Annotated in this window: 23 protein-coding genes; 12 read left to right on the top strand and 11 right to left on the bottom strand. The window is 62.6% G+C overall.

Annotation, left to right across the window (positions count from 1 at the left end; genetic code table 11):
* The first annotated feature begins 37 nt into the window (after nucleotides 1-37).
* Nucleotides 38-733, top strand: a complete 696-nt coding sequence (locus tag QCE58_RS03260) for a YggS family pyridoxal phosphate-dependent enzyme (protein WP_250480277.1) — start codon at nucleotides 38-40, stop codon at nucleotides 731-733.
* Between the two features lie 14 nt (nucleotides 734-747).
* Nucleotides 748-1,560 (top strand): pyrroline-5-carboxylate reductase, encoded by an 813-nt coding sequence (gene proC / locus QCE58_RS03255; protein ID WP_250456592.1) that lies wholly within the window; start codon nucleotides 748-750, stop codon nucleotides 1,558-1,560.
* A 13-nt stretch (nucleotides 1,561-1,573) separates the two neighbouring features.
* Here the strand turns inward: proC and QCE58_RS03250 are convergent, their stop codons facing one another.
* From QCE58_RS03250 to recG, 7 genes are all read right to left on the bottom strand, one after another.
* Entirely contained in the window at nucleotides 1,574-2,818 is a 1,245-nt protein-coding gene (locus tag QCE58_RS03250) for a class I SAM-dependent methyltransferase (protein WP_250520927.1), read from the bottom strand.
* 320 nt (nucleotides 2,819-3,138) lie between these two features.
* Nucleotides 3,139-3,999 (bottom strand): 4-hydroxybenzoate octaprenyltransferase, encoded by an 861-nt coding sequence (gene ubiA, locus QCE58_RS03245; RefSeq protein ID WP_250501717.1) that lies wholly within the window; start codon nucleotides 3,997-3,999, stop codon nucleotides 3,139-3,141.
* Nucleotides 4,000-4,102: 103 nt separating this feature from the next.
* Nucleotides 4,103-4,591, bottom strand: coding sequence for a Dps family protein (locus QCE58_RS03240; protein WP_008351500.1), 489 nt, complete (start codon nucleotides 4,589-4,591; stop codon nucleotides 4,103-4,105).
* Between the two features lie 126 nt (nucleotides 4,592-4,717).
* On the bottom strand, nucleotides 4,718-4,870 hold the full coding sequence (locus QCE58_RS03235) for a hypothetical protein (protein WP_160172877.1): 153 nt from the start codon (nucleotides 4,868-4,870) through the stop codon (nucleotides 4,718-4,720).
* Between the two features lie 34 nt (nucleotides 4,871-4,904).
* Nucleotides 4,905-6,377, bottom strand: a complete 1,473-nt coding sequence (locus QCE58_RS03230) for a catalase (protein WP_250520926.1) — start codon at nucleotides 6,375-6,377, stop codon at nucleotides 4,905-4,907.
* A 325-nt stretch (nucleotides 6,378-6,702) separates the two neighbouring features.
* Nucleotides 6,703-7,662 carry a hydrogen peroxide-inducible genes activator gene (locus QCE58_RS03225; protein ID WP_008351503.1) on the bottom strand — a complete coding sequence of 320 codons (960 nt, stop codon included), beginning with the start codon at nucleotides 7,660-7,662 and terminating at the stop codon, nucleotides 6,703-6,705.
* A 130-nt stretch (nucleotides 7,663-7,792) separates the two neighbouring features.
* On the bottom strand, nucleotides 7,793-9,979 hold the full coding sequence (recG, locus tag QCE58_RS03220) for an ATP-dependent DNA helicase RecG (RefSeq protein WP_034470637.1): 2,187 nt from the start codon (nucleotides 9,977-9,979) through the stop codon (nucleotides 7,793-7,795).
* 81 nt (nucleotides 9,980-10,060) lie between these two features.
* Here recG and queA point away from each other — a divergent pair, with 81 nt between their 5' ends.
* From queA to QCE58_RS03190, 6 genes are all read left to right on the top strand, one after another.
* Nucleotides 10,061-11,095 (top strand): tRNA preQ1(34) S-adenosylmethionine ribosyltransferase-isomerase QueA, encoded by a 1,035-nt coding sequence (gene queA, locus QCE58_RS03215; protein ID WP_250501715.1) that lies wholly within the window; start codon nucleotides 10,061-10,063, stop codon nucleotides 11,093-11,095.
* A gap of 47 nt (nucleotides 11,096-11,142) precedes the next feature.
* Nucleotides 11,143-12,303: a tRNA guanosine(34) transglycosylase Tgt gene (tgt, locus tag QCE58_RS03210; RefSeq protein ID WP_034470631.1), complete on the top strand. Its 1,161-nt coding sequence runs from the start codon at nucleotides 11,143-11,145 to the stop codon at nucleotides 12,301-12,303.
* A gap of 183 nt (nucleotides 12,304-12,486) precedes the next feature.
* Nucleotides 12,487-12,813, top strand: a complete 327-nt coding sequence (gene yajC, locus QCE58_RS03205; RefSeq protein WP_008351510.1) for a preprotein translocase subunit YajC — start codon at nucleotides 12,487-12,489, stop codon at nucleotides 12,811-12,813.
* A 126-nt stretch (nucleotides 12,814-12,939) separates the two neighbouring features.
* Nucleotides 12,940-15,006, top strand: a complete 2,067-nt coding sequence (gene secD, locus QCE58_RS03200) for a protein translocase subunit SecD (protein WP_008351512.1) — start codon at nucleotides 12,940-12,942, stop codon at nucleotides 15,004-15,006.
* Nucleotides 15,007-15,032: 26 nt separating this feature from the next.
* Nucleotides 15,033-15,983: a protein translocase subunit SecF gene (gene secF, locus QCE58_RS03195; protein WP_008351514.1), complete on the top strand. Its 951-nt coding sequence runs from the start codon at nucleotides 15,033-15,035 to the stop codon at nucleotides 15,981-15,983.
* A gap of 347 nt (nucleotides 15,984-16,330) precedes the next feature.
* Nucleotides 16,331-16,858 carry a hypothetical protein gene (locus QCE58_RS03190; protein WP_008351515.1) on the top strand — a complete coding sequence of 176 codons (528 nt, stop codon included), beginning with the start codon at nucleotides 16,331-16,333 and terminating at the stop codon, nucleotides 16,856-16,858.
* A gap of 59 nt (nucleotides 16,859-16,917) precedes the next feature.
* Here the strand turns inward: QCE58_RS03190 and QCE58_RS03185 are convergent, their stop codons facing one another.
* The 4 genes from QCE58_RS03185 to QCE58_RS03170 all read right to left on the bottom strand — a co-directional run bounded on the left by QCE58_RS03185 (nucleotide 16,918) and on the right by QCE58_RS03170 (nucleotide 19,263).
* A complete protein-coding gene (locus QCE58_RS03185) occupies nucleotides 16,918-17,217 on the bottom strand; it encodes a hypothetical protein (RefSeq protein ID WP_250480272.1) in 300 nt (99 codons plus the stop codon).
* Nucleotides 17,218-17,372: 155 nt separating this feature from the next.
* The gene (locus QCE58_RS03180; RefSeq protein ID WP_008351520.1) at nucleotides 17,373-17,963 is read right to left on the bottom strand and encodes a YceI family protein; all 591 of its coding nucleotides are present in this window, start codon (nucleotides 17,961-17,963) and stop codon (nucleotides 17,373-17,375) included.
* A gap of 59 nt (nucleotides 17,964-18,022) precedes the next feature.
* Nucleotides 18,023-18,577, bottom strand: a complete 555-nt coding sequence (locus tag QCE58_RS03175) for a YceI family protein (protein WP_008351522.1) — start codon at nucleotides 18,575-18,577, stop codon at nucleotides 18,023-18,025.
* A gap of 116 nt (nucleotides 18,578-18,693) precedes the next feature.
* The gene (locus QCE58_RS03170) at nucleotides 18,694-19,263 is read right to left on the bottom strand and encodes a cytochrome b (protein ID WP_008351524.1); all 570 of its coding nucleotides are present in this window, start codon (nucleotides 19,261-19,263) and stop codon (nucleotides 18,694-18,696) included.
* Between the two features lie 455 nt (nucleotides 19,264-19,718).
* Between QCE58_RS03170 and QCE58_RS03165 the strand changes: the two genes are divergently transcribed.
* From QCE58_RS03165 to QCE58_RS03150, 4 genes are read left to right on the top strand one after another with little or no spacing between them, the layout of a single operon-like run.
* Nucleotides 19,719-20,378, top strand: a complete 660-nt coding sequence (locus QCE58_RS03165; protein WP_250456598.1) for a paraquat-inducible protein A — start codon at nucleotides 19,719-19,721, stop codon at nucleotides 20,376-20,378.
* Nucleotides 20,375-21,055 (top strand): paraquat-inducible protein A, encoded by a 681-nt coding sequence (locus QCE58_RS03160; RefSeq protein WP_008351528.1) that lies wholly within the window; start codon nucleotides 20,375-20,377, stop codon nucleotides 21,053-21,055. The genes QCE58_RS03165 and QCE58_RS03160 overlap by 4 nt, the downstream gene beginning before the upstream one ends.
* Nucleotides 21,048-22,727, top strand: coding sequence for an intermembrane transport protein PqiB (locus QCE58_RS03155; protein WP_250518049.1), 1,680 nt, complete (start codon nucleotides 21,048-21,050; stop codon nucleotides 22,725-22,727). Before QCE58_RS03160 ends, QCE58_RS03155 begins: the two co-directional genes overlap by 8 nt.
* On the top strand, nucleotides 22,724-23,428 hold the full coding sequence (locus QCE58_RS03150) for a PqiC family protein (RefSeq protein WP_008351532.1): 705 nt from the start codon (nucleotides 22,724-22,726) through the stop codon (nucleotides 23,426-23,428). The genes QCE58_RS03155 and QCE58_RS03150 overlap by 4 nt, the downstream gene beginning before the upstream one ends.
* Nucleotides 23,429-23,517: the final 89 nt, after the last annotated feature.

Below are 23,517 nucleotides of genomic sequence, written 5' to 3'. Positions count from 1 at the left end.
CGTATAATGAGCGGCTCGACCGTCCCGAGCCTCAAGCATGTCCATCGCCCAACATCTCGAAGAAGTCCGGCAACGCATCGCGAAGGCGGCGCACGAAGCGTCGCGCGATGCGGATTCCGTCAAGCTGCTCGCCGTGTCCAAGACCTTTCCCGCCGACGACGTGCGCGCCGCCTTCGAAGCCGGCCAGCGCGCGTTCGGCGAGAACTACGTGCAGGAAGGCATCGCGAAGATCGCCGAGCTCGCGGATCTGCGCGGCGAAATCGAATGGCATTTCATCGGGCCGCTGCAATCGAACAAGACGAAGGTCGTCGCCGAGCAGTTCGACTGGGTGCATTCCATCGATCGCCTGAAGATCGCCGAACGTCTTTCCGCACAACGTCCGCCAAGCGCGCCCGTGCTCAACGTATGCGTGCAGGTGAACGTGAGCGGCGAGGCATCGAAGAGCGGCGTCGAACCGGATGGGGCCGCCGCGCTCGCGCATGCGGTCGCCGCCCTGCCGGGCTTGCGTCTGCGCGGCCTGATGGCGATTCCCGAACCCGCCGAAACACTCGACGCGCAACGCGAACCGCACGCGCGCCTGCGCGAACTGATGAACGCGCTGCGCGCCGACGGCCTCGATCTCGACACGCTCTCGATGGGCATGTCCGCCGATCTCGAAGCGGCCGTGCTCGAAGGCGCGACGATGGTCCGCATCGGCACCGCGATTTTCGGCGCGCGCAATTACACCAACTGACTTCACCATCAACCATGAAAATTGCATTCATCGGCGGCGGCAACATGGCCGCGGCGCTCATCGGCGGTCTCATCAAGCGCGGCACGGCGCCCGCTGACATCTATGCCATCGACATCAACGACGAAGCGCGCGCGCGCACGGCGAAGCAGTTCGGCATCGCGACGGGCGCGGCTGTCGACGAAGCGCTCGCCGGCTACGACGCGATCGTGCTCGCGGTGAAGCCGCAAGTGCTCAAGAGCGTGGCCGAAGCGCTCGCGCCGCATCTGTCGAAGCAGACGATCATCAGCATCGCGGCCGGCATTCGCGCGACGGATCTTTCGCGCTGGCTGAACGGCTACGCGCAGATCGTGCGCACGATGCCGAACACGCCCGCGCTGATCGGCATGGGCGTGACGGGGCTCGCCGCGCTGCCTGGCGTCACCGATGCGGCGAAGGCGCTCGCGTCGCAAGTGCTGGAAGCGGTCGGCACGGCCGTCTGGTTCGACGACGAAGCGAAGCTCGACGCCGTCACCGCGATCTCCGGCAGCGGCCCGGCCTACGTGTTCTATTTCATCGAAGCGATGCAGGAAGCCGCGCGCCAGCTCGGTATGGATGAGGAGCAAGGGCGCGCGCTCGCGGTCGCGACCTTCACCGGCGCGGCGCAACTGGCCGCGCAATCGGGCGAGCCGGCGAGCGTGCTGCGCGAGCGCGTGACGTCGAAGGGCGGCACGACGGCGGCGGCGCTCGCATCGTTCGAGGCGCAAGGCGTGAAGGATGCGATCGTGCGCGGCGCGCTCGCGGCAGAAGCGCGGGCGAGAGAGATGGGGGATGAGTTGGGCGGGGCTTGAGGGCGCCGCGCTCTCAAAGTTTCTGCACGACGAATTCTATGCCGCATTCCGAGAATGCGGTGCGCGTCTGATCGTAGCGCTCCATGCCGTGCAGGAAACTGTGATCCAGAAGCTCGACCTTCTTGATGCTGACTTCGCGCTCGAAACTGCGCGGCAAATCCACAACGTTGATCGAAACGGGCGACCAGCTTTCCCGCTTGTATAGGGTGAACGTGTGCTTGTGGTCGCCGTTGAACGTCGACGGCCACATGCCCTGCTCGTAGAGATCCTCGTCCGGCACGGTGATGACGAGATGGCCGCCCGGCTTGAGCACGCGCAACCAGTGGCGCATCGCGACACGCGGGTCGATCATGTGTTCGAGGCAGTGCCCGGAATAGACGAAATCGAAGCTGTCGTCCTGAACGTTCTCGAGATATTGCGCGTCGCCCTGCTCCCACTCGTAGACCGTCACCCTGTCGATACGCGGAAACAACGATCGATACAGCGCGATGCTGTCATTGCCGCCGCCGATATCGAGCCCATTGCCCACGAGCCAGCGATTGCTGAAACGAGCGTCGAGCAAGCGGCGGTTGAGCGAGATGCAGGTCGTGCCGGGAACGCCTAGGGTGAGCGCGAACGGCTGCGTCTGGTCGCCGGGCAGCACCCATTTTTTCAGCGCGTATTCGCCCCAAGCGCGCGGCCACAGGACCGCGTAGCCCGTATCCTCGGAATGCCAGTGCAGCGTGTGCGAGGAGTCGAACGACGCAAGCAATTCGAGAAACGCCGCTTCCTGATCGAAGCCGTTTTCGGCCCAATCCGGAAGCGTCCCGCAGCTTGTCTGAAACTCGCGCCGGTAGATGCGTACATCGTCCAGCACGATAAGCGCGTCACTGGCCCGCCCGCGCATGAGTTCAAGTTCCGCGAGCAACGGCAGGCGCTCGGTCGGAGAGTGTTCCTGACTCATGTAACTCTTGCCGCCATGGTCCGCGCCCGGATAGTGTGCGTCGAGAAACACGAGGCAGCGCTGTTCGGCGAGCACGCCGGTCACCGAATCGGAGCGCAGGAAGGTGAGACTGTCCGCGTTCACCACATTGAGCCGCTCGCTTTGTTCCGCTTCGGCGAAGAGCGGTTCGAAGATTTCGCAGGACAGCGCTTTCGCGAAACCCCTGCCCAAGGCGGCACGGCACGAGTCGCCTCGTCCATAGCCGGTCTCGATGAGATACGTGACTCCGTTTCGGGATGCGAGTCCGGCTAGATCGAAGCGAGCGAGAAAACCCATGACTGACACATTGGAAGTAAAGCAAACGAACGAATGCAGCCGCGCGGAAATACCCCGCGGCGTTCGGTTGGCTTGTCGAAGGAAGGCCGGCGCGTTCGCAATCGAATTGCCGGGCGGTGTATAACGCGTCTTTCAGACGCGCCCAAAGGATTAGCTAGTTGCCCAACCTGGCGAACTTATCAAAAGATAAGACCGCGAGACTTCAATGTGAACAAATTTGTCGTTCTCAGACCATTTCGCAGGCCGGAATAAAACAGCGGGCGGCGCGATGTCGCAACGTGCGTTGCACACGTTGCGGCACCCGATCCATGCGAACGGGATCAGTTCGACAGTGCATACTGCAACGCAATCCCGGCAAACAACATCCCGCCGAGCCAGTTGTTATGCCTGAACGCGGCGAAGCACGCCATGCGCTCACGATTGCGGATCAGCCCGTAGTGATAAACCGCGCAGCCCGCCGCTGCGAGCCAGCCGAGCCAGTAGAGCCAGCCGAAGCCCAGCGCGACGCCGATGCCCACGTAAATCGCGAGCGTTATCGCGTAGCAGAGCATGACGGCAAGCACGTCGTATCGCCCGAAGGTGAGCGCGGACGTGCGAATGCCGATCTTGATGTCGTCGTCGCGATCGACCATCGCGTATTCGGTGTCGTACGCGACCGACCAAAACACGTTCGCCGCGAGCATGATCCACGCGAGCATCGGCACCTGGTTCTGCACGGCGGCGAAGGCCATCGGAATGCCGAAGCCGAACGCGATGCCCAGATACGCCTGCGGGATCGCGAAGAAACGCTTGGTGAACGGATACGAACCCGCCACGAACAGCGCGAACACCGACAGTTCCTTCGTGAGCGTGTTGAGCGGCAGGATCAGCAGGAACGCGACGAGCGAGAGCGCCGCCGCGAGCGCCACGGCTTCCCACGCCTTGATCTTGCCCGATGTGATCGGCCGCTCCGCCGTGCGCTTCACGTAGCGGTCGAAATCGCGATCCGCGTAGTCGTTGATCGCGCAGCCCGCCGAGCGCATCAATATCGTGCCGACGATGAAAATGACGAGCAGCATCGGCGACGGATGGCCGCTCGACGCGATCCACAACGCATTGAGCGTCGGCCACAAGAGCAGCAGGCTGCCGATAGGCTTGTCGAGGCGCACGAGGCGCATGTAGAGCGGAAAACGGGCGAACATGGCGGACCCTGGGAGCGAGATTCACGACGAGCTATTTTAGATCAGCCCGAAAAGCAAAAACCCCGCGTGAAAGCGGGGTTTCGTCATGTCGAGGCCGAGCGCTTCAGGCCAGCATCGCGCGCAGCATCCACGCGGTCTTCTCGTGCGTCTGCATGCGTTGCGTGAGCAGGTCGGCGGTCGGCTCGTCGTTCGCGGCTTCCGTCGCCGGGAAGATCTCGCGCGCGGTGCGGACGACGGCTTCCTGGCCTTCCACGAGTTGGCGGATCATGTCTTCGGCGGCCGGCACGCCGTCCGCTTCCGGAATCGACGACAGCTTCGCGAAGTCCTTGTAGCTGCCCGGCGCGTGCACGCCCAGTGCGCGAATGCGTTCGGCGATCGAATCGACGGCGAGCGCCAGTTCGTTGTACTGGGTCTCGAACATCAGATGCAGCGTGTTGAACATCGGACCCGTGACGTTCCAGTGAAAGTTGTGGGTCTTCAGATACAGCGTGTACGTGTCGGCCAGCAGGCGGGACAGCCCGTCGGCGATCTTCTTGCGGTCTTTGTCGCTGATGCCGATATTGACGGCGGGTGCAATGCCTTTCTTCGCCATGATGACTCCGAGAGAGAGTTGATTCGAAAGGTGCGAACGCCGCGCGCAAGAGCTTGCCGCGCGGCGTTTCGAGCGTTCGACAGTTTATCGTATAAACGGGGAACGATTCATTGCACGGCGACGCTATCACGCGCCCGCGACACCGCCCGCGACGATCAGCCCGTATCCCGCCGCGACGATCCCGAACGCGATCGCGACGCGCACGCCGCGCGATGCCCGAACGCTCGTTGCGTCGATCTGCTCGACGGCCTGTGCGATGTGATGCAACGCCTGAGACATGATGTGTTCTCCCGTGTTTCCGAAAGCGCCGCCGTCAGACGGCTGCGGTGTCCTGCTCTTCGATCGTCTGCCCGAGCTTCGCGAGCGCATCGATCACGCCTTGCGCATACGCCGGATCGATACGGCGGAAATGCCCGATCTGCCGCGCGACGATCTCGTTCGGCACGCCATGAATGTGCCGCGCGATGTTGCCGAAGAAGCGTTCGCGCTGGGCTTCGTCGAAGAGTCTGAAAAGCGCTGCCGGCTGGCTGTAGTAATCGTCGTCCTCGCGATGGTCGTAGCGATGCACCATCCCGCCCGCTTGCGGCGGCTCGTTTGCGTTCACGTCCTGCGCGAATTCGCCGTAACGGTTCGGCTCGTAGTTCACGCGGCCGCCGAGGTTGCCGTCGGTCCGCATCGCGCCATCGCGATGAAACGTGTTCGCGACCGGCGTACGCGGCGCATTCACCGGAATCTGATGATGGTTGACGCCGAGCCGATAGCGCTGCGTGTCGCCATAGGAGAAAAGACGCCCCTGCAACAGCCGGTCCGGCGAGAAGCCAATGCCCGGCACCACGTTCGCCGGCGTGAAGGCGGCCTGCTCGACGTCCGCGAAGTAGTTCTGCGCATTGCGATTCAGCTCGATCACGCCGACGTCGATCAGCGGATAGTCCTTGTGCGACCACACTTTCGTGATGTCGAACGGATTCACCTTCGACTTCGCAGCCTCGTCTTCCGTCATCACCTGAATGCGGAAATTCCAGCGCGGGAAATTGCCTTTGTCGATGTTGTCGACGAGATCGCGCTGCGCGCTCTCGCGATCGGCGGCGATCACGGCGGCGGCTTCGGCGTCGGTATAGTTCTCGAGCGGCTGCTGCGACTTGAAATGGAACTTCACATAGAAGCGCTCACCGTCGGCATTGATGAACGAGAACGTGTGCGATCCGAAGCCGTGCATTTGACGGTAGTTCTTCGGGATGCCGCGGTCGCTCATGAGAATCGTCACCTGATGCAGCGATTCCGGATGACGCGACCAGAAGTCCCACGCCGCGACATTGCTGCGCATATTCGTGTACGGATCGCGCTTTTGCGTGTGGATGAAGTCGGGAAACTTCAGCGGATCGCGGATGAAAAACACCGGCGTGTTGTTGCCGACGACGTCCCAGTTGCCCTCTTCCGTGTAGAACTTGATCGAGAAGCCGCGCACGTCGCGTTCGGCGTCCGCGGCGCCGCGCTCGCCCGCGACCGTGGAAAAGCGCATGAAGATCGGCGTTTCCTTGCCGATGTCGGCGAACAGCTTCGCCTTCGTGTAGCGCGAGATATCGTGGGTGACGCGGAACGTGCCGAAAGCGCCCGAGCCCTTCGCGTGCACGCGGCGCTCGGGAATCACTTCGCGGTCGAAGTGCGCGAGCTTTTCGACGAGCCAGAAGTCTTGCAGCGTGACCGGTCCGCGCGGACCTGCGGTCTGCGAGTTCTGGTTGTCGCCGACGGGTGCGCCTGCTGCGGTCGTGAGTCGTTGAGTCGTCATCGTGATGCTCCTGTTTTTGAGGTTCGGCGTGAGATGAATGCGGATCGGCCGCGCGTCATGCGGCGCTTGCGAAATCGGCGAGGATCGAGACCGCCATCTGGCGAAGGTCACTCCAGCGGTCGAAGAAGGTCGCGGCGGTCATGAAATCCTCTCTGTGTCGTCATCTGAGAAGCATCGTAACGCAAGCTATCGGTTTTTATAATTCGATTAAATTTATATATGCGATAGATCAAGCGAAGTGCCGGTTTCGCTTGCGCGCGCTACCGCAAAAAAGAAAACGCCGCGCTCCGTTGCCAGAGCGCGGCGTTTCGTGGGGACAGCCGAGTCAGTTCACGGCGACCGGCATATCGAGCTTTTTCACGCCCGGCAGATCGCAATTGGCGATTGCGTCGCAGATGGCGTCGATCGCGGGCATGCGCGTGAAGCTCTTGCGCCACGCGAGCACGACGCGCCGGTCCGGCACGGGTTCGTCGAACGGTACGTAGCTGAGCAGACCCGAATCGATGCCCGCCGCGTGCGGCTTCACCTCGCTCACCGACATGCGCGGCAACACGGTAATGCCGACGCCGCTCGCGACCATATGACGGATCGTTTCCAGCGACGAGCCTTCGAACGTCTTCTGGATGCCGTCCGCGTTCTGCGAGAAGCGCATCAGTTCCGGGCACACGCCGAGGACGTGATCGCGGAAGCAATGGCCGCTGCCGAGCAGCAGCATGGTTTCCTGCTTGAGATCGTCCGGATCGATCTTCGCACGGTTCTCCCACGCGTGCCCCGACGGCATCGCGACGACGAACGGCTCGTCGTAGAGCGCGCGCACCATCAGGCCGGTTTCAGGGAACGGCAGCGCCATGATCGCGACATCGATTTCGCCTTGCTTCAGAAGCTCGATCAGTTTGAGCGTGTAGTTCTCCTGGAGCATGAGCGGCATCTGCGGAACGGACTTGATCATCTGCTTGACGAGCGTCGGCAGAAGGTACGGTCCGATCGTATAGATCACGCCCAGACGCAGCGGTCCGACGAGCGGATCCTTGCCCTGCTTGGCGATTTCCTTGATGGCGAGCGTCTGTTCGAGCACGCGCTGCGCCTGCGTCACGATCTGCTCGCCGATCGGCGTTACGCTGACTTCGCTCGTGCCGCGCTCGAAGATCTGCACGTTCAGTTCGTCTTCGAGCTTCTTGATTGCCACCGACAAGGTCGGCTGGCTGACGAAGCACGCCTCGGCCGCGCGGCCGAAATGCCGTTCACGCGCGACCGCGACGATGTACTTCAATTCGGTGAGGGTCATTGGAGGCCAATGAAATACATTGATTCGATAGGTTTGAGTTATACACCCGCCGGCTGCCGTTCGACAACTTTTGCCGATTCGCCGGTCCGCGCAGGTTAAATAGGGACCGACATGGCCCGCGCGAGTTCAGTCAAGCCTTCAAATAGTGCTCCCGCGCGCCGAGCCAGCGCGCCAGATGGCGCGTGACGGCGTCGGGAAACTGCGCAAGCATCTGATCGGCGGCGGCGCGCGCCGGTTCGATCAGCCAGCCGTCGTTTTCAAGACTCGCGAATCGCAGCATCGCTTCGCCCGATTGCCGCGCGCCGAGAAACTCGCCGGGACCGCGAATTTCCAGGTCGCGCCGGGCGATCTCGAAGCCATCGGTCGTTTCGCGCATCGTTTGCAGCCGCGCACGCGCCGTCTGCGACAACGGATTCGAGTACATCAGCACGCAGATGGACGCCGCGCTGCCCCGCCCCACGCGTCCGCGCAACTGATGCAACTGCGCGAGGCCGAAGCGCTCGGCATGCTCGATCACCATCAGCGATGCGTTCGGCACGTCCACGCCGACTTCGATCACCGTCGTCGCGACGAGCAATTGCACTTCGTTGCGCGAGAACGCGTCCATCACGGCGGCTTTTTCGGCGGGTGCGAGCCGGCCATGAACCAGCCCGACGCGCAGTTCCGGCAGCGCGGCGACGAGCGTCTCGTAAGTTTCAACGGCCGTCTGAAGCTGAAGTGTCTCGCTTTCTTCGATCAGCGGACAGACCCAATACACTTGCCTTCCGGTCAGCGCCGCCTCGCGCACGCGGCCGATGATCTCGTCGCGCCGTCCGTCGGACACCACTTTGGTGAGAATCGGCGTGCGGCCGGGCGGCAGTTCGTCGATGGTCGAGACATCGAGATCGGCGTAGTACGTCATGGCGAGCGTGCGCGGGATCGGCGTCGCGGACATCATCAGTTGATGCGGCTGGAAATCGGCTTTTCCGTCAGCCGCGTTCAGCGCCTTCGCGCGCAACGCGAGCCGCTGCGCGACGCCGAAGCGATGCTGCTCGTCGACGATCACGAGCCCGAGGCGCGCGAATTCGACCGCGTCCTGAATGATCGCGTGCGTGCCGATGACGAGTTTCGCCGTGCCGAGCGCCGCTGCTTCGAGCGCGGAACGCTTGTCCTTCGCCTTGAGACTGCCCGCGAGCCACGCGACCGTGACCCCGAGCGGCTCTAGCCAGCCGCGCAGCTTGCGCGCGTGCTGCTCCGCGAGAATTTCGGTCGGCGCCATGAGCGCGGCCTGATAACCCGCGTCGATGGCCTGCGCCGCCGCGAGTGCCGCGACGATCGTCTTGCCGCTGCCGACATCGCCCTGAAGCAGACGCTGCATCGGATGCGCGAGCGTCAGTTCGCCCGCGATTTCCGCGACCACGCGCTGCTGCGCGCCAGTCAGCGCGAACGGCAGCGCGCGCAACAGACGCACGACGAGCGACGCGTCGTCGTCCGGCGCACGGCGCGGCATCGCGGGCGCGGCGCGCGTGCGGCGCTCTTCGTGCGCGCGCTTGAGCGACAACTGCTGCGCGAGCAGTTCCTCGAACTTGATGCGCGTCCACGCCGGATGCGTGCCGTCGATCAGCGCGGTTTCGTCGGAATCGGCGCGCGGATGATGGAGCGTCTTCACGGCGTCGAGCAGACCGGGCACGTTGAGCGGCTGCAAATGCGCTTTCGCGATCGGCGCCGGCAGCAGTTCGGGCAGATCGACCCGCGTGATCGCGTTGTCGATCGCCTTGCGCAAATACGCCTGCGAAATTCCCGCCGTCGACGGATAAACCGGCGTCAGCGCTTGCGGCAGCGGCGTGTCGTCATCGACGGGACGTACCGCCGGATGCACCATCTCCAGCCCGAAAAAGCCGCCGCGCACATCGCCGCGTACGCGCAGACGCACGCCGATCGCCATTTGCTTGACCTGCGAGCCGTAGAAGTTGAGAAAGCGCAGCGTGAGTTCGTCGCCGGAATCGTCGTGGATTTTCACGAGCAACTGACGGCGCGGCCGATACGCGATCTCGTTGTCGAAAACGACGCCTTCGGTCTGCGCGATGTCGCCCGGAATCAGCTCGCCGATGGGCGTGATCTGCGTTTCGTCCTCATAGCGCATCGGCAGATGAAGGACGAGATCGATGTCGGATTTCAGGCCGAGCTTGGCGAGCTTGTCCGCCGTCTTGACGACGGTTTTCGGCTTTTCGTCCGCTTTCGCCTTCTTTTTCGCCGGCGCGGCGGCACGCGGCGCGTCCCTTTCCTCCAGGGTCAGCGGATCGGTCGTGGCGGCGGCGCGGCGGTCGGACAAGGGCATTGACTCTCTTCGCAAGTACAATATGAGGTTTGTTCGGCGCGATTGCACTTCGTTCGCGCCCGTTCGCGCTAGGTTCAAGCCATGTTCACGCTTTCCGATTTCGATTTTAATCTGCCGCCCGAGCTGATCGCGCAGAACGCGCTCGCCGAGCGCAGCGCGAGCCGTCTGCTCGAGGTGTCCGATGGCGCGCTCGTCGACCGCCGATTCTCCGAGCTGCCGAACCTGCTCGCACCCGGCGATCTGCTGGTGTTCAACGATACCAAAGTCCTGAAGGCGCGCTTTCCAGGCCAGAAGGCCAGCGGCGGGCGCGTCGAGGTGCTGGTCGAGCGGCTGACCGGCGCGACCACGGCGCTCGCGCAGATCCGCGCGAGCAAGAGCCCGGCCGAAGGCACGACGATCCGCCTCGCGGATGCGTTCGACGTGACCGTCGGCGAACGCGTCGAGCCGTTCTACACGCTGCACTTCCCTGCCGAATGCCTGACGCTCATCGAGCAATACGGGCGCTTGCCGCTGCCGCCGTACATCGAGCACGACGCCGACGCCTACGACGAAACGCGCTATCAGACCGTTTATGCGGCAAATCCGGGCGCGGTCGCCGCGCCGACCGCCGGCCTGCACTTCGACGACGCGCTGTTCGCCGAACTCGAAAAACGCGGCCTCGAGCGCGCGACGCTGACGCTGCACGTCGGCGCGGGCACGTTCCAGCCGGTGCGCGTCGAGAACATCGCGGAGCACAAGATGCATAGCGAGTGGTACGACCTGCCGCAATCGCTCGTCGATCGCATCGCGGCGGTGAAGGCGCGCGGCAACAAGGTGGTCGCGGTCGGCACGACGTCGATGCGCGCGCTCGAAGCCGCCGCGCGCGACGCCGCGCAAGCGAACCGCCCGCTCTCGGCGACGCAGGCCGAAACCGATATCTTCATCACGCCGGGCTACGCGTTTCGCGTCGTCGACCGGCTCGTGACGAATTTCCATCTGCCGAAGTCGACGCTGCTGATGCTCGTCTCCGCGTTCGCCGGCATGGATACGATTCGCGATGCATATCGTCACGCAATCGAGCAAAAGTACCGTTTCTTCAGCTACGGCGACGCAATGCTTCTGACTCGCCGCGACTAGTTTTCTCAACCGATGCGCTGGACTGTTTTCCAGTGGCAGGAACTCAAATGACCGCAACCCACACTCCGCCCGACAACGGGCTCAAGTTCGAACTGCTGACGACCGATGGCCAGGCGCGCCGTGGCCGTCTGACGCTCAATCACGGCGTTGTCGAAACGCCGATCTTCATGCCGGTCGGCACTTACGGCACCGTCAAGGCAATCCAGCCGCGCGAACTCGAAGAAATCCGCGCGCAGATCATCCTCGGCAACACATTCCATTTGTGGCTGCGTCCCGGTCTCGAAGTGATCGGCGCGCACGGCGGCCTGCACAAGTTCATGGGATGGAACCGGCCGATCTTGACTGACTCCGGCGGCTTCCAGGTATTTTCGCTCGGCGATCTGCGCAAGATCACCGAAGATGGCGTCACGTTCGCGTCGCCGATCAATGGCGACAAACTCTTCCTGTCGCCGGAAGTATCGATGCAGATTCAGAAGGTGCTGAACTCCGACATCGTCATGCAGTTCGACGAATGCACGCCCTACTCGACCAATGGCATTCCCACCTCGCACAAGGACGCCGCCGATTCCATGCGCATGTCGATGCGCTGGGCGAAGCGCTCCATCGACGAGTTCAACCGGCTAGGCAATCCGAACGCGCTCTTCGGCATCGTGCAGGGCGGCATGTTCGAAGACCTGCGCGACGAATCGCTCGCAGGCCTCTCGGACATCGGTTTCCACGGCCTCGCGATCGGCGGGCTGTCGGTCGGCGAGCCGAAGGAAGACATGATGCGCGTGCTGAATCACATCGGCCCGAAGCTGCCCGCCGACAAGCCGCATTACCTGATGGGCGTCGGCACGCCGGAGGATCTCGTCGCGGGCGTCGCGGCGGGCGTCGACATGTTCGACTGCGTGATGCCCACGCGCAACGCGCGCAACGGCTGGCTCTTCACGCGTTTCGGCGATCTGAAGATCAAGAACGCGACGCACAAGAACTCAATGAAGCCGCTCGACGAATCCTGCGGCTGCTACACGTGCCGGAACTTCACGCGCGGCTATCTGCATCATCTGCATCGCGTCGGCGAGATTCTCGGCGCGCAATTGAACACGATTCACAACCTGCACTATTACCTGCAACTCATTGGCGAAGTGCGCGAATCGATCGAAAATCATACGTTCGAGGCGTTTCGCAAGACGTTCGCGGAGAATCGCGCGCGCGGCGTGGATTGAAAACGCGCGGCTTCGTTGCGCCAAGCTTTACAATCTGCTTTCTACTGCTTGCGATAAGGCCCGCGAATCGTCCGTAACGGCTTGATGGCAAAGCGCATTCGGGCATTTTCGGGCAGGTGCGGGTGGTAGAATGCCGGGCTGACTTCCAGTCAATTATTTCGATGTAACAACGGAGAGACCAACGTGTCGTTCATTTCCAATGCCTTTGCACAAGGCGCAACCGGTGGCGCGGAATCGAGCCTGATGAGCTTCCTGCCGCTGATCCTGATGTTCGCGGTGCTGTACTTCATCATGATCCGTCCGCAGATGAAGCGTCAGAAGGAGCATCGCAACATGCTCGCCGCCATGGCCAAGGGCGACGAAGTGGTGACGAATGGCGGCATCGTCGGCAAGATCACGAAGGTGACGGACGCCTACGTCGGCGTGGAAATCGCCGAAGGCACGGAAATCACCATCCAGAAGGCGGCAGTGACGACCATTCTCCCGAAGGGCACGATCAAGTCGCTGTAAGGCCACTCGTTCCACCGCGTCCGGCGCGGCCTCGCTCACCGAGCCATCCGGGTCTTCAGACCGGCTCGTCGCGCATATCGCCGGACGCCCTCTCCTCCGAAGCCAACTTTCCGGTCGGCCATTCCCATGAATCGTTATCCCCTCTGGAAGTATGTCGTGATGCTGGTGGCGCTCGTCATCGGCCTCGTGTACACGCTCCCCAACTTCTTCGGCGAAGCGCCCGCAGTTCAGGTATCGAGCGGCAAGGCGACGGTCAAGCTCGACTCGACCACGCTTTCGAACGTCGAAGCCGCGCTCGCCGCGAGCAACATCAAGGCCGACGAAGTCACCTTCGACAATTCGCAGCTGAACGCGAACATCCGCGTGCGTCTGAAAGACACGGACACGCAGCTGCATGTGAAGGATCTGCTTTCGAAGGCGCTGAACACCGATCCGAGCGATCCGCAGTACATCGTCGCGCTGAATCTGCAGAGCGCCTCGCCGCGCTGGCTGACGGCCCTGCACGCACTGCCGATGTACCTCGGTCTCGATCTGCGCGGCGGCGTGCACTTCCTGCTGCAGGTCGACATGGCCGGCGCGCTCAACAAGAAGCTCGACTCCGACGCCGCCGATGCGCGCACCTATCTGCGCGACCGCAATATCCGCGATGGCGGCGTGAACCGGGTCGGGCAATCGGTCGTCGTGAGTTTCTCGGATCAGGCGGGCGCGGACAACGCCCGCACGCTGCTCCAGACGGGCGTGTCCGAACTGCAATGGACGACGCGCCAGGGCGGTGATGGCTTTCAGGTCGTCGGCACGTTCTCGCCCGCCGCGCAGAAAGTCGTCGAGGACAGCGCGCTCAAGCAGAACATCACCACGCTGCATAACCGCGTGAACGAACTCGGCGTCGCGGAGCCGGTGATCCAGCAGCAAGGCTCCGACCGCATCGTGGTCGAGCTGCCGGGCGTGCAGGACACGGCGAAGGCGAAGGACATCATCGGCCGCACGGCGACGCTCGAAGCGCGTCTCGCGGATCCGGTCAACACCTATATCGGCCCGAACGACGCGGTGCCGCCCGGCGACGAAGCGTTCAAGCAGGGCGATCGCATCGTGCTGCTGCGCAAGCAGGTGATCTTCACCGGCGACCGCATCATCGACGCGTCCGCGGGCTTCGACGACCATCAACGACCTTCGGTCAATATCCGTCTGGATTCTGCGGGCGGACGCGCGGTGTCGTCCGTGTCGCGCGACAACATCGGCAAGCCGATGGCGATGGTGCTGTTCGAAAAGGGCAAGGGCGAAGTGCTGACGGTCGCGACCATTCAGTCCGAACTCGGCGACCGCTTCTCGATCACCGGCCAGCCGACGCCGCAAGCCGCAACCGATCTCGCGCTGCTCCTGCGCGCGGGTTCGCTCGCCGCGCCGATGGACATCATCGAGGAACGCACGGTCGGCCCGAGCCTCGGCGCGGACAACATCAAGAAGGGCTTCGATTCGGTCACGTACGGTTTCGCCGCGATCGCCGTCTTCATGATCGCGTACTACCTGCTCTTCGGCGTGTTCTCCATGCTGGCGCTGTCGGTGAACCTGCTGCTGCTCGTCGCCGTGCTGTCGTTGCTTCAGGCTACGCTGACCTTGCCGGGTATCGCGGCTATCGCGCTCGCGCTCGGTATGGCGATCGACGCGAACGTGCTGATCAACGAACGTATCCGCGAGGAACTGCGTAACGGCGCGCCGCCGCAGACCGCGATTCAGGAAGGCTTCAAGCACGCGTGGGCGACGATTCTCGACTCGAACGTCACGACACTGATCGCCGGCCTCGCGCTGCTCGCGTTCGGTTCGGGTCCGGTGCGCGGCTTCGCGGTGGTGCACTGTATCGGCATTCTGACGTCGATGTTCTCGGCGGTGTTCTTCTCGCGCGGCCTCGTGAACCTGTGGTACGGCGGCAAGAAGAAGCTGAAGTCGCTCGCGATCGGTCAGGTGTGGCGTCCGGAAGGCACGAATGCCGAAGCGGCCGCGGCGGCTTATCTCGCGGCGCAACGCGGCGATGAATCGCCCGTCGACGAAATCGTGAAAACGGCCAAGGGCAAGACGAAGACCGCAGTGGCCGCGCCGCGCCAGACCGAACAAGCGCCGGCGCGCACGGGCAAGCCGACGGTGCGCCGTCGTTCGGGCCCCGGCATCGATCAACAGAAACCGGGCGAGTCCCGCTGAATCCGCTGAGTCCGGAGCAATAGACAATGGAATTCTTCCGCATTCGCCGCGATTTGCCGTTCATGGAGCGCGCGTTGATTTTCAACGTGATTTCGCTCGTGACGTTCCTCGTGGCCGTATTTTTCCTCGTGCATCGCGGGCTGCATCTGTCGGTGGAATTCACCGGCGGCACGGTCGTCGAGGTGCAGTATCCGCAAGCCGCGCAACTCGAACCGGTGCGCGCGTCGATGTCGAAGCTCGGCTATCCCGACGCGCAGGTGCAGAACTTCGGCACGTCGCAGGACGTGTTGATCCGTCTGCCGCTCAAGCAGGGTTTGACGTCCGCGCAGCAAAGCGATCAGGTGATGACCGCGCTCAAGGCCGACAACGCTGCCGTGAAGCTGCAGCGCGTCGAGTTCGTCGGTCCGCAGGTCGGCAAGGAACTCGTGACGAACGGCCTGCTCGCGCTCGCGTGCGTGGTTATCGGCATCGTGATTTACCTGTCGTTCCGCTTCGAGTGGAAGTACGCGGTCGCGGGCATCATCGCGAACCTGCACGACGTGGTCATCATTCTCGGCTTCTTCGCCTATTTCCAGTGGGAGTTCTCGCTGTCCGTTCTGGCGGCGATTCTCGCGGTGCTCGGCTATTCGGTGAACGAGTCGGTGGTTATCTTCGACCGGATCCGCGAAACGTTCCGCAAGCAACGCAAGATGAGCGTGAAGGAAGTGATCGACCACGCGATCACGAGCACGATGTCGCGAACCATCATCACCCACGGCTGTACGGAAATGATGGTGCTGTCGATGTTCTTCTTCGGCGGCCCGACGCTGCATTACTTCGCGCTGGCGCTGACCGTCGGTATTCTGTTCGGCATTTACTCGTCGGTGTTCGTCGCGGCGGCGCTCGCGATGTGGTTCGGCGTGAAGCGCGAGGATCTCGTGAAGGACAAGAAAGACAAGTACGATCCGAACGATCCGAATGCGGGTGCGCAGGTTTGAGCGTTGCGGCGCACTGAAAGCTGAAACCAAAACGGGCCAGTCATCGTGACTGGCCCGTTTGCTTTTCCGGCTCCTGAATTTCATCAAATTTCGACGCAAGAACAAAAGACAACCTCGACTTCGACTAGGCTCGAATCCGCACGCGATGCGCTGCCGAGCAAATCAGTCCGTTCCAACCGTACGTTATGTCGTCCTCACAGAAAAGCAAAATCGGGATTTTCATCCCGACTTACAATCGCCCGGAATTGCTACGGAGTTGTGTCCTGCAATTGCTCGCCCAAACGCGACGCCCGGATATCATTTGCGTGCATCAGAACGGAGCCGGAGACAACTACGCATGGTGCGTCATGGATCTCGGCGCGCCCGTAGTATGGATGTACACGCCCCAGAGCATTCCCCAAAACGACTGGTATCGGATTCCGTTGAATCATCTCATCCAGGAGGACTGCACTCATTTTTTCTGGATGGATCACGACGACATCTATCTCACCAATCACATCGAAACCTGCGTCGCCGAACTCGATAGCGGCTACGACTTCAGGATCTCAAAACATTGCGGCATCCTTATTTCCCGTTCGGAGAAATACGAGTACCTACCGCATGCTTTATTCAAGGACATTCACGCCACGGGCGGAATGAGCGCTTCGATGGCGTTCACCTTGCCGTTCGCGACGGCGCTGTCCGCCGACCTGAGCAATCCCGAGTTCAACCACGTCTTTTCGGACGAAGTTCTAGCGCGCCATACCATGCCGCGTTTCCGCTGCCTGCAGTCGACAGAGAGAACAACCATTTACTTTTCTCATGCGATGTCGCTGTCGTCCGCACATTGGGTTCGTGAGGAAACGTCTTTCCCCGAGTATCGAAGCGATGCGTGAAATACGTCGAGCCGATAAGAACGACCGGGCCTGTCTTCGCGGACAGGCCCGTTTTCATTTCAGGCGATGAAGCGCTCAGGAGCCTCCGCCCATCGCGCCGCCTCGCGCAATCGATCTTCGCAAAATGAGATGCACAGTTGCGACACCGCGGCGGAAAAGCCGCAGTCAGTCAACGTATCCCTGATATGTTCCGCGCTTACCGTCTCCCGCATGCGGGCATACAGGATCTGCGCCGTCGCGACGTTACGGGTGCCAACATAGTTGCCATATAGCGCGATCATGGCCCGCCCCGAAATCGTGCTCGGATGCGCGATCTGAAGCAGTTCGATCAATTCCGCCTCGCTGATATAGCGGTGCATATTGTGTGGCGAGTGAAAACCGAATGTCGGTCCGCTCGGCTGGGTGTTTTCGTATGAGAATCGATCGGCGACGTTGCCAAACCCAAAACTCGATCCACAAAAAAGGCTTCGCGCATGACACGCGAAGCCTTCTCGAAGCAGAAATGGAGCGCGAGTTACTGCTTCACGCCCTCAGCCTGAATATGCAGCACCGTCGTCAGGCTGAAACCGTACGACTTGCCGTAATCCATCCCGAAGTCGCCGCGATCGAAGGTCGCCGTCGCTTCGACGCCGCACACTTCCTTCTTCATCATCGGGTTCATGAAGCACTTGAAGCTCTCGATCTTCAGGTTCATCGGCTTCGTCACGCCGTGCATCGTCAACGTGCCGATCACTTCGGAAGGCTTGTCGCCGTCGAATTTGATCGACGTGCCCTTGTACTCGGCTGTCGGATACTTCGCGACGTCGAAGAACTCGGCCTTTTGCAGATGCTCGTCCAGCTTCGCATTGCCGGTGTTGACCGAAGCGATGTCGATCGTCACGTTCACCGTGCCGGTCTTCGCCGCGCGGTCGAGCGTGACTTCACCGCTGCTCTTGTTGAACTTGCCGCGCCACGTCGACACGCCACCGAAGTGGTCCGCCTCGAAGCTCGGATAAGTGTGGTTCGGGTCGAGCTTGTACGTGTCGGCGGCGAATGCGCTCACCGAGGCGCCGAACGACAGTCCCAATGCGAGCGCGCTCGCGGCAATGATCGAAAGCTTTTTCAAGTTCTTCTCCTGACTAACCAGATACGCTGACTATGCGTCGTGTGTGACAAAAACGCCGCTCACTTCTTCGCGGCAACGATGTGAAACTTGATGACGACGTCGTCCGCGACGATCGACGTATCTTTCCATTCGCCCGTTCCGACATCGAACTGGGTGCGCTTGATCGGCAGCGCGCCGTCGAAGGTTTCCGTCGCGCCCTGCTGCGTGACCGTCACCGGCACCGTGACCGTCTGCGACTTGCCCTTGATCGTGATCTTGCCGGTCACGTTGTACTTGTTGCCGCCCGCCGGGGCGATCGCGCTGGAGACGAACGTCGCGCTCGGATACTTGCCCGCGTCGAACCATTCCGCGCCGCGCACCTGCTTGTTGTAATCGTCGTCGCCGAGGTCGTAGCTGCCGGTGTCGATCGTGATGTTCGCCGAGCCCGCCGTCGGCTTCGCCGGATCGAACGCAATCTGCGCGCTGAACTTGTTGAACTTGCCGTCGGTGGGCACGTTCATCTGCTTCGACGTGGCTGTCACCGTGCTCTTGCTCATGTCTACCTGCGCATGCGCGCCCGCGATCATCGCGAACGAAGCAGCGGCTGCCATCCAACGGTTGAGTTTCACTTTCATGTGTGCCCTATTCAAACGGTTCGAACGAACAAACCGGTATTGGAAATCATAAGTACGCGATCACAATCAGCCGCCGGGAAACGCCTTGCCAACGGCGGGGAAACAATGACACGCGTTCATCTGAGAAACGGCAGCATGCGGCCGAGCAGGCCGTCGCGATCGACGAAATGATGCTTCAGCGCAGCCAGAACGTGCATCACGACGAAGAACAGCAACGTGTAGTTCAACGCGATGTGCACGATGCGCAGCGTCGCCTTCAGCGCCTTGTCCGGTCCGATGATCGTCGGCAGCGGCAGCACGCCGAGATACACGACCTGAATGCCGGCCGCCGAGCTGTACAGATAACCCGACACGGGAATGACGAGCATCAGCGCGTAAAGCAGAATATGCGTGAGATGCGCCGCGCCCTGTTGCCAGCGCGGCATGCCATCGGGCATCGACGGCGCCTGGTGCGTGGCGCGCCAGACGACGCGCAGCAGCGCGAGCGCGAACACCGTTACGCCGATCCACTTGTGCCACGAGAAGTATTTGAGCTTCGTCGGCGTGAAGCCCGGAATGTCCGTCATGATCCAGCCGAGCCAGAAGCCGCCCACGATCAACAACGCGATCAGCCAGTGCAGGCCGATCGCCGTGGCGCTGTATCGTTGCGCCGGCGCGCTCGCCGTGATGCCAGCGGTGCTTTCCATATTGCTCTCACCCAAGTGTTCGATGTCGCACGGCCTGCCGCCGCCTGACGACAAGTGTTCAAGGCCGCCATGCTACCTCAACGATAACGAATTGCCAGCGCGCGCAAAAAGGCCCGCGCCGAACCGGCAAACCCAGTCCCGACGCGGCTTTGCGGGCTTTCGAGCCGGCTCGGCGAGCCTCGTGTGCCGCCCATGCAACGAACTATTCCATGCGTGCAACGGTCGATGAAGGCGCGAACCGCGACCGATTCCGGCATCGACGTATTAACGGGCGGCCAGGCAGTTTAATTCCGCTTGTAAAGAAGCGTTCTGTCCAAATTCGCCCGCCCCGCGCCATTTGATACCATGCTGCTACCAATCTCGCTGGCCCGCCGTTTGCTATGCCCGGTCGGAGCCGGTCTCGCGGCGCCCGACCAATACGCTCGACAAGCCTCGGGCCTCGACCATGAACGCGAATGAACGCGAACGAATCCGATGACCTGATCGCGTGTCACGAATGCGACGCGCTCTTCCATAAACGTGCATTGCCTCGACGCACCTCGGCGAAATGCCCTCGCTGCGGATCGCTGCTCTATCGAAGCATCTCGTCGAACCTCGACAAGATCTCGGCGATGACGCTCGCCGCGCTCTTCACGTTCCTGATCGCGCAAGGCTTTCCCATCGTCGAGCTGGAGGCGAACGGCCTCACGTCGGAGACGACGCTCATCGGCGCGATCGTCGCGTTGTGGAACGAACAGATGGAAATCATGGCGGTGCTCGTCTTCTGCTCGACCATCCTGTTTCCGTTGTGCGAACTCGTTGCCCTGCTCTACGTGCTGCTTCCGCTGCGTTCCGGTTACGTGCCGCCTGGCTTCAACGCAATCCTGCGGGGCATTCAGCTCGTGCGTCCGTGGGGCATGATCGAAGTCTTCATGCTCGGCGTGCTCGTCACGCTCGTGAAGATGGTGAGCATCGCGCGCGTGATTCCCGAAGCGGCGCTCTTCGCGTTCGGCGCGCTGACGCTCATGTTCGCCGTCGTCGTGAGCTTCGATCCGCGCGCGTTGTGGGACATCGCGGCAAGGCTCCGTCCGCTCGAATCGAAGCGCGTCACAACCACGGCGAGGCAAAAATCGTGAGCGATTCCATCGATCCGAAAACCGGCGAAGCGGCGCGCGAAACGCAGTTCATCACGGCGTCGCACGCGAATGTCGTGTCGTGTCATGCGTGCGGACTCGTGCAGCCGCTCGCGCACACCGTCGAGAAACAGCGCTGCACGCGCTGCGACGCCGTCGTGCACCGGCGTCATCCGGACAGCATCGCGCGTACGTGGGCACTGCTCATCAGCGCGGCGATTCTCTACATTCCGGCGAACCTCTTTCCGATCATGCATACGTCGTCGATTCTCGGTTCCGAGGACGACACCATCATGAGCGGTGTCGCGCTCTTCTGGAACGACGGCGACTATCCGCTCGCGGCGGTGATTTTCATCGCCAGCATTCTCGTGCCGATGCTCAAGCTCGTCACGCTCGCCTTTCTTACCATCAGCGTGCAGCGGCGCTCCACATGGCAGCCGCGTCAGCGCACGACGCTCTTTCGCATCGTCGAGGGCATCGGGCGCTGGTCGATGCTCGACGTCTTCGTCATCACGCTCACCATCGCGCTCGTGCGCTTCAAATCGCTCGCCGTCATCACGCCGGGACCGGGCGCGCTCGCGTTCGCGTCGGTGGTCGTGCTGACGATGATCGCGTCCATGCAATTCGACCCGCGCCTCATGTGGGACAACATCGAACCGTCAGGAAAGAAACATGACTAGTGCCCAAGGTCCGAACGACCCGAAGCAGCCCGCGCCGCCCGCCAGCAACGCCGGCAGCGGTAACGGGGACAAGGGCGGCCTCCCGCCGAACCTCCCCGAACCCGTGATCGAGCCGCGCAGCCGCTGGCTGCCCTCGCTCGTGTGGGTGATTCCGCTCGTCGCGGCGCTGATCGGCGTGATTCTCGTCGTGAAGACGGTGTCGAGCCGCGGACCGACCGTGACGATCAGCTTCGTTTCCGCGGAAGGCCTCGAGCCCGGCAAGACGAAAGTGAAGTTCAAGGACGTGGATATCGGCACGGTGAAGACGATCACGCTGTCGAAGGATCACGCGCGCGTGCTCGTCGACGTGCAGCTCACCAAGGAAGCCACCGATTTCGCCGTCAAGGACACGCGCTTCTGGATCGTGCGTCCGCGCGTTGCGGCAAGCGGCGTGACCGGCCTGTCGACGCTTTTGTCCGGCGCGTATATCGGCGTCGATGCGGGCAAGTCGACCGACGATGAGACTTATTTCGTCGGGCTCGAAACGCCACCCGCCGTCACCGGCGATCAGAAAGGCCATACCTTCACGCTGCACGGCGAATCGCTCGGCTCGCTCGATATCGGCTCGCCCGTCTATTACCGGCGCGTGCAGGTCGGCCAGGTCGTCGCGTTCTCGCTCGACAAGGACGGCACCGGCGTCACGCTGCAGGTATTCGTCACCGCGCCTTACGATCAGTACGTCGGCACCAACTCGCGCTGGTGGCATGCGAGCGGCGTCGATCTGCGGCTCGATTCGAGCGGCTTCACGCTCAACACGCAATCGCTCGCAACGGTCGTGCTCGGCGGCATCGCGTTCCAGACGCCGCCGAACCAGCAATCCGGCCCGCAGGCGCAAAACAACGCGACCTTCCGCCTGGCCGGCGATCAGTCCGACGCGATGCGCGATCCGGACGGCGAGGCCGTGCACGTCGTGATGAACTTCAATCAGTCGCTGCGCGGCCTGTCGGTCGGCGCGCCGGTCGATTTCCGCGGCATCGTGCTGGGGCAGGTCACGGGGATCGGCGTGCAATACGATCAGAAGTCGCATTCGTTCATGATGCCGGTCACGATCGACCTCTACCCGGATCGCCTCGGCAAGCGCGCGCGTCAGGCGCTGCCGGAGCAAGGTTCGGTGGCGAGCCAGGACATGCTGCAACTGCTCGTGAAGCGCGGGCTGCGCGGACAGTTGCGCACCGGCAACCTGCTGACGAGCCAGTTGTATGTCGCGCTCGACTTCTTCCCGAAAGCGCCGCCCGCGAAGGTCAGCGTTGGCAACGATCCGATCGAACTGCCGACCGTGCCGAACACGCTCGACGAGCTGCAGCTGCAGATCGCCGACATCGCGCGCAAGATCGACAAGATTCCGTTCGACGAGATCGGCACGAATCTGAACGGCTCGCTCAAGAACGCCAACGCGCTCTTCGACAAGATGGACAAGGAAGTCCTGCCGGAAATGCGCGACACGCTCACGCAGGCCAAGCAGACGTTCGGTCAGGCGCAATCGACGTTGCAGTCGGATTCGCCGCTTCAGTCGGACGTGCATCAGGCGCTGCAGGAACTCACGCGCACGCTGCAATCGCTCAACTCGCTCGCGGATTATCTGGAGCGCCATCCGGAATCGCTCTTGCGCGGAAAATCGGGAGATAAACCATGAAGTTCGGCTCGTTGATGTTGACTCTGAGCGCAGCGGCGATGCTCGCTGCCTGCGCCTCGCCGACGAGCCGTTTCTACACGCTCGGCGGCGGCGACGCGCGGCCCGTGCCGTCGACGCAGGCTTCGTTCTATTTCGAGCTTGCGCCCGTCGACATGCCGCAGCAGGTCGCGAAGAATCAGTTGGTGGTGCAGACGAGTCCCGCGCAGGTGCGCGTGCTCGAAGAGGAGCGCTGGGCATCGCTGCCGGGCGACGAAGTGCGGCGCGCACTCTCCGCCGATCTCACGCAGCAGCTCGGTGCGATCGACGTCTACGGCACGCCGCATCCGGAATCGGTGCCGGTATATCGCGTGAAGGTGAACGTGCAGCGCTTCGAATCGTGGCCGGGCGCGCAAGCGGTGATCGACGCCGTGTGGAGCGTGCGCGCCGCCGGATCCGATACGGTGCTGACATGCCGGACGCTCGCGCAGGAACGCGTCGGCTCCGGTTACGACGCGCTCGTCGACGGCCATCGCAAGGCGGTCGACGAACTCGCCGCCGCGATCTCCGCAGGTGTGCGCAGCCTCGGTTCCTTGCCGCACGCGACGGCGAGCGCGCCTTCGGCATCCGCGAAGGGCAAGAGCGGCGCCAGTTCCAAACCCGCCGCGGCGCCGGTGCTGCCGTGTCCGCCAATGGGCGCGGCAACCACTGCCAGCGCGCAGTGATCCATGACGCCCGGCGCGCGCCGGGCGCGCTTCATGTTGTCGGCAGGCGACATTGTCGGCCGCCGCTATCTCTAATTCGCCGATGGTTC

This window comes from Caballeronia sp. LZ028 (assembly GCF_031451415.1).
Lineage (GTDB): Bacteria > Pseudomonadota > Gammaproteobacteria > Burkholderiales > Burkholderiaceae > Caballeronia > Caballeronia zhejiangensis.
The sequence above is the reverse complement of the archived record's forward strand: the minus strand, read 5'-3'. Positions and strand labels throughout refer to the sequence as shown.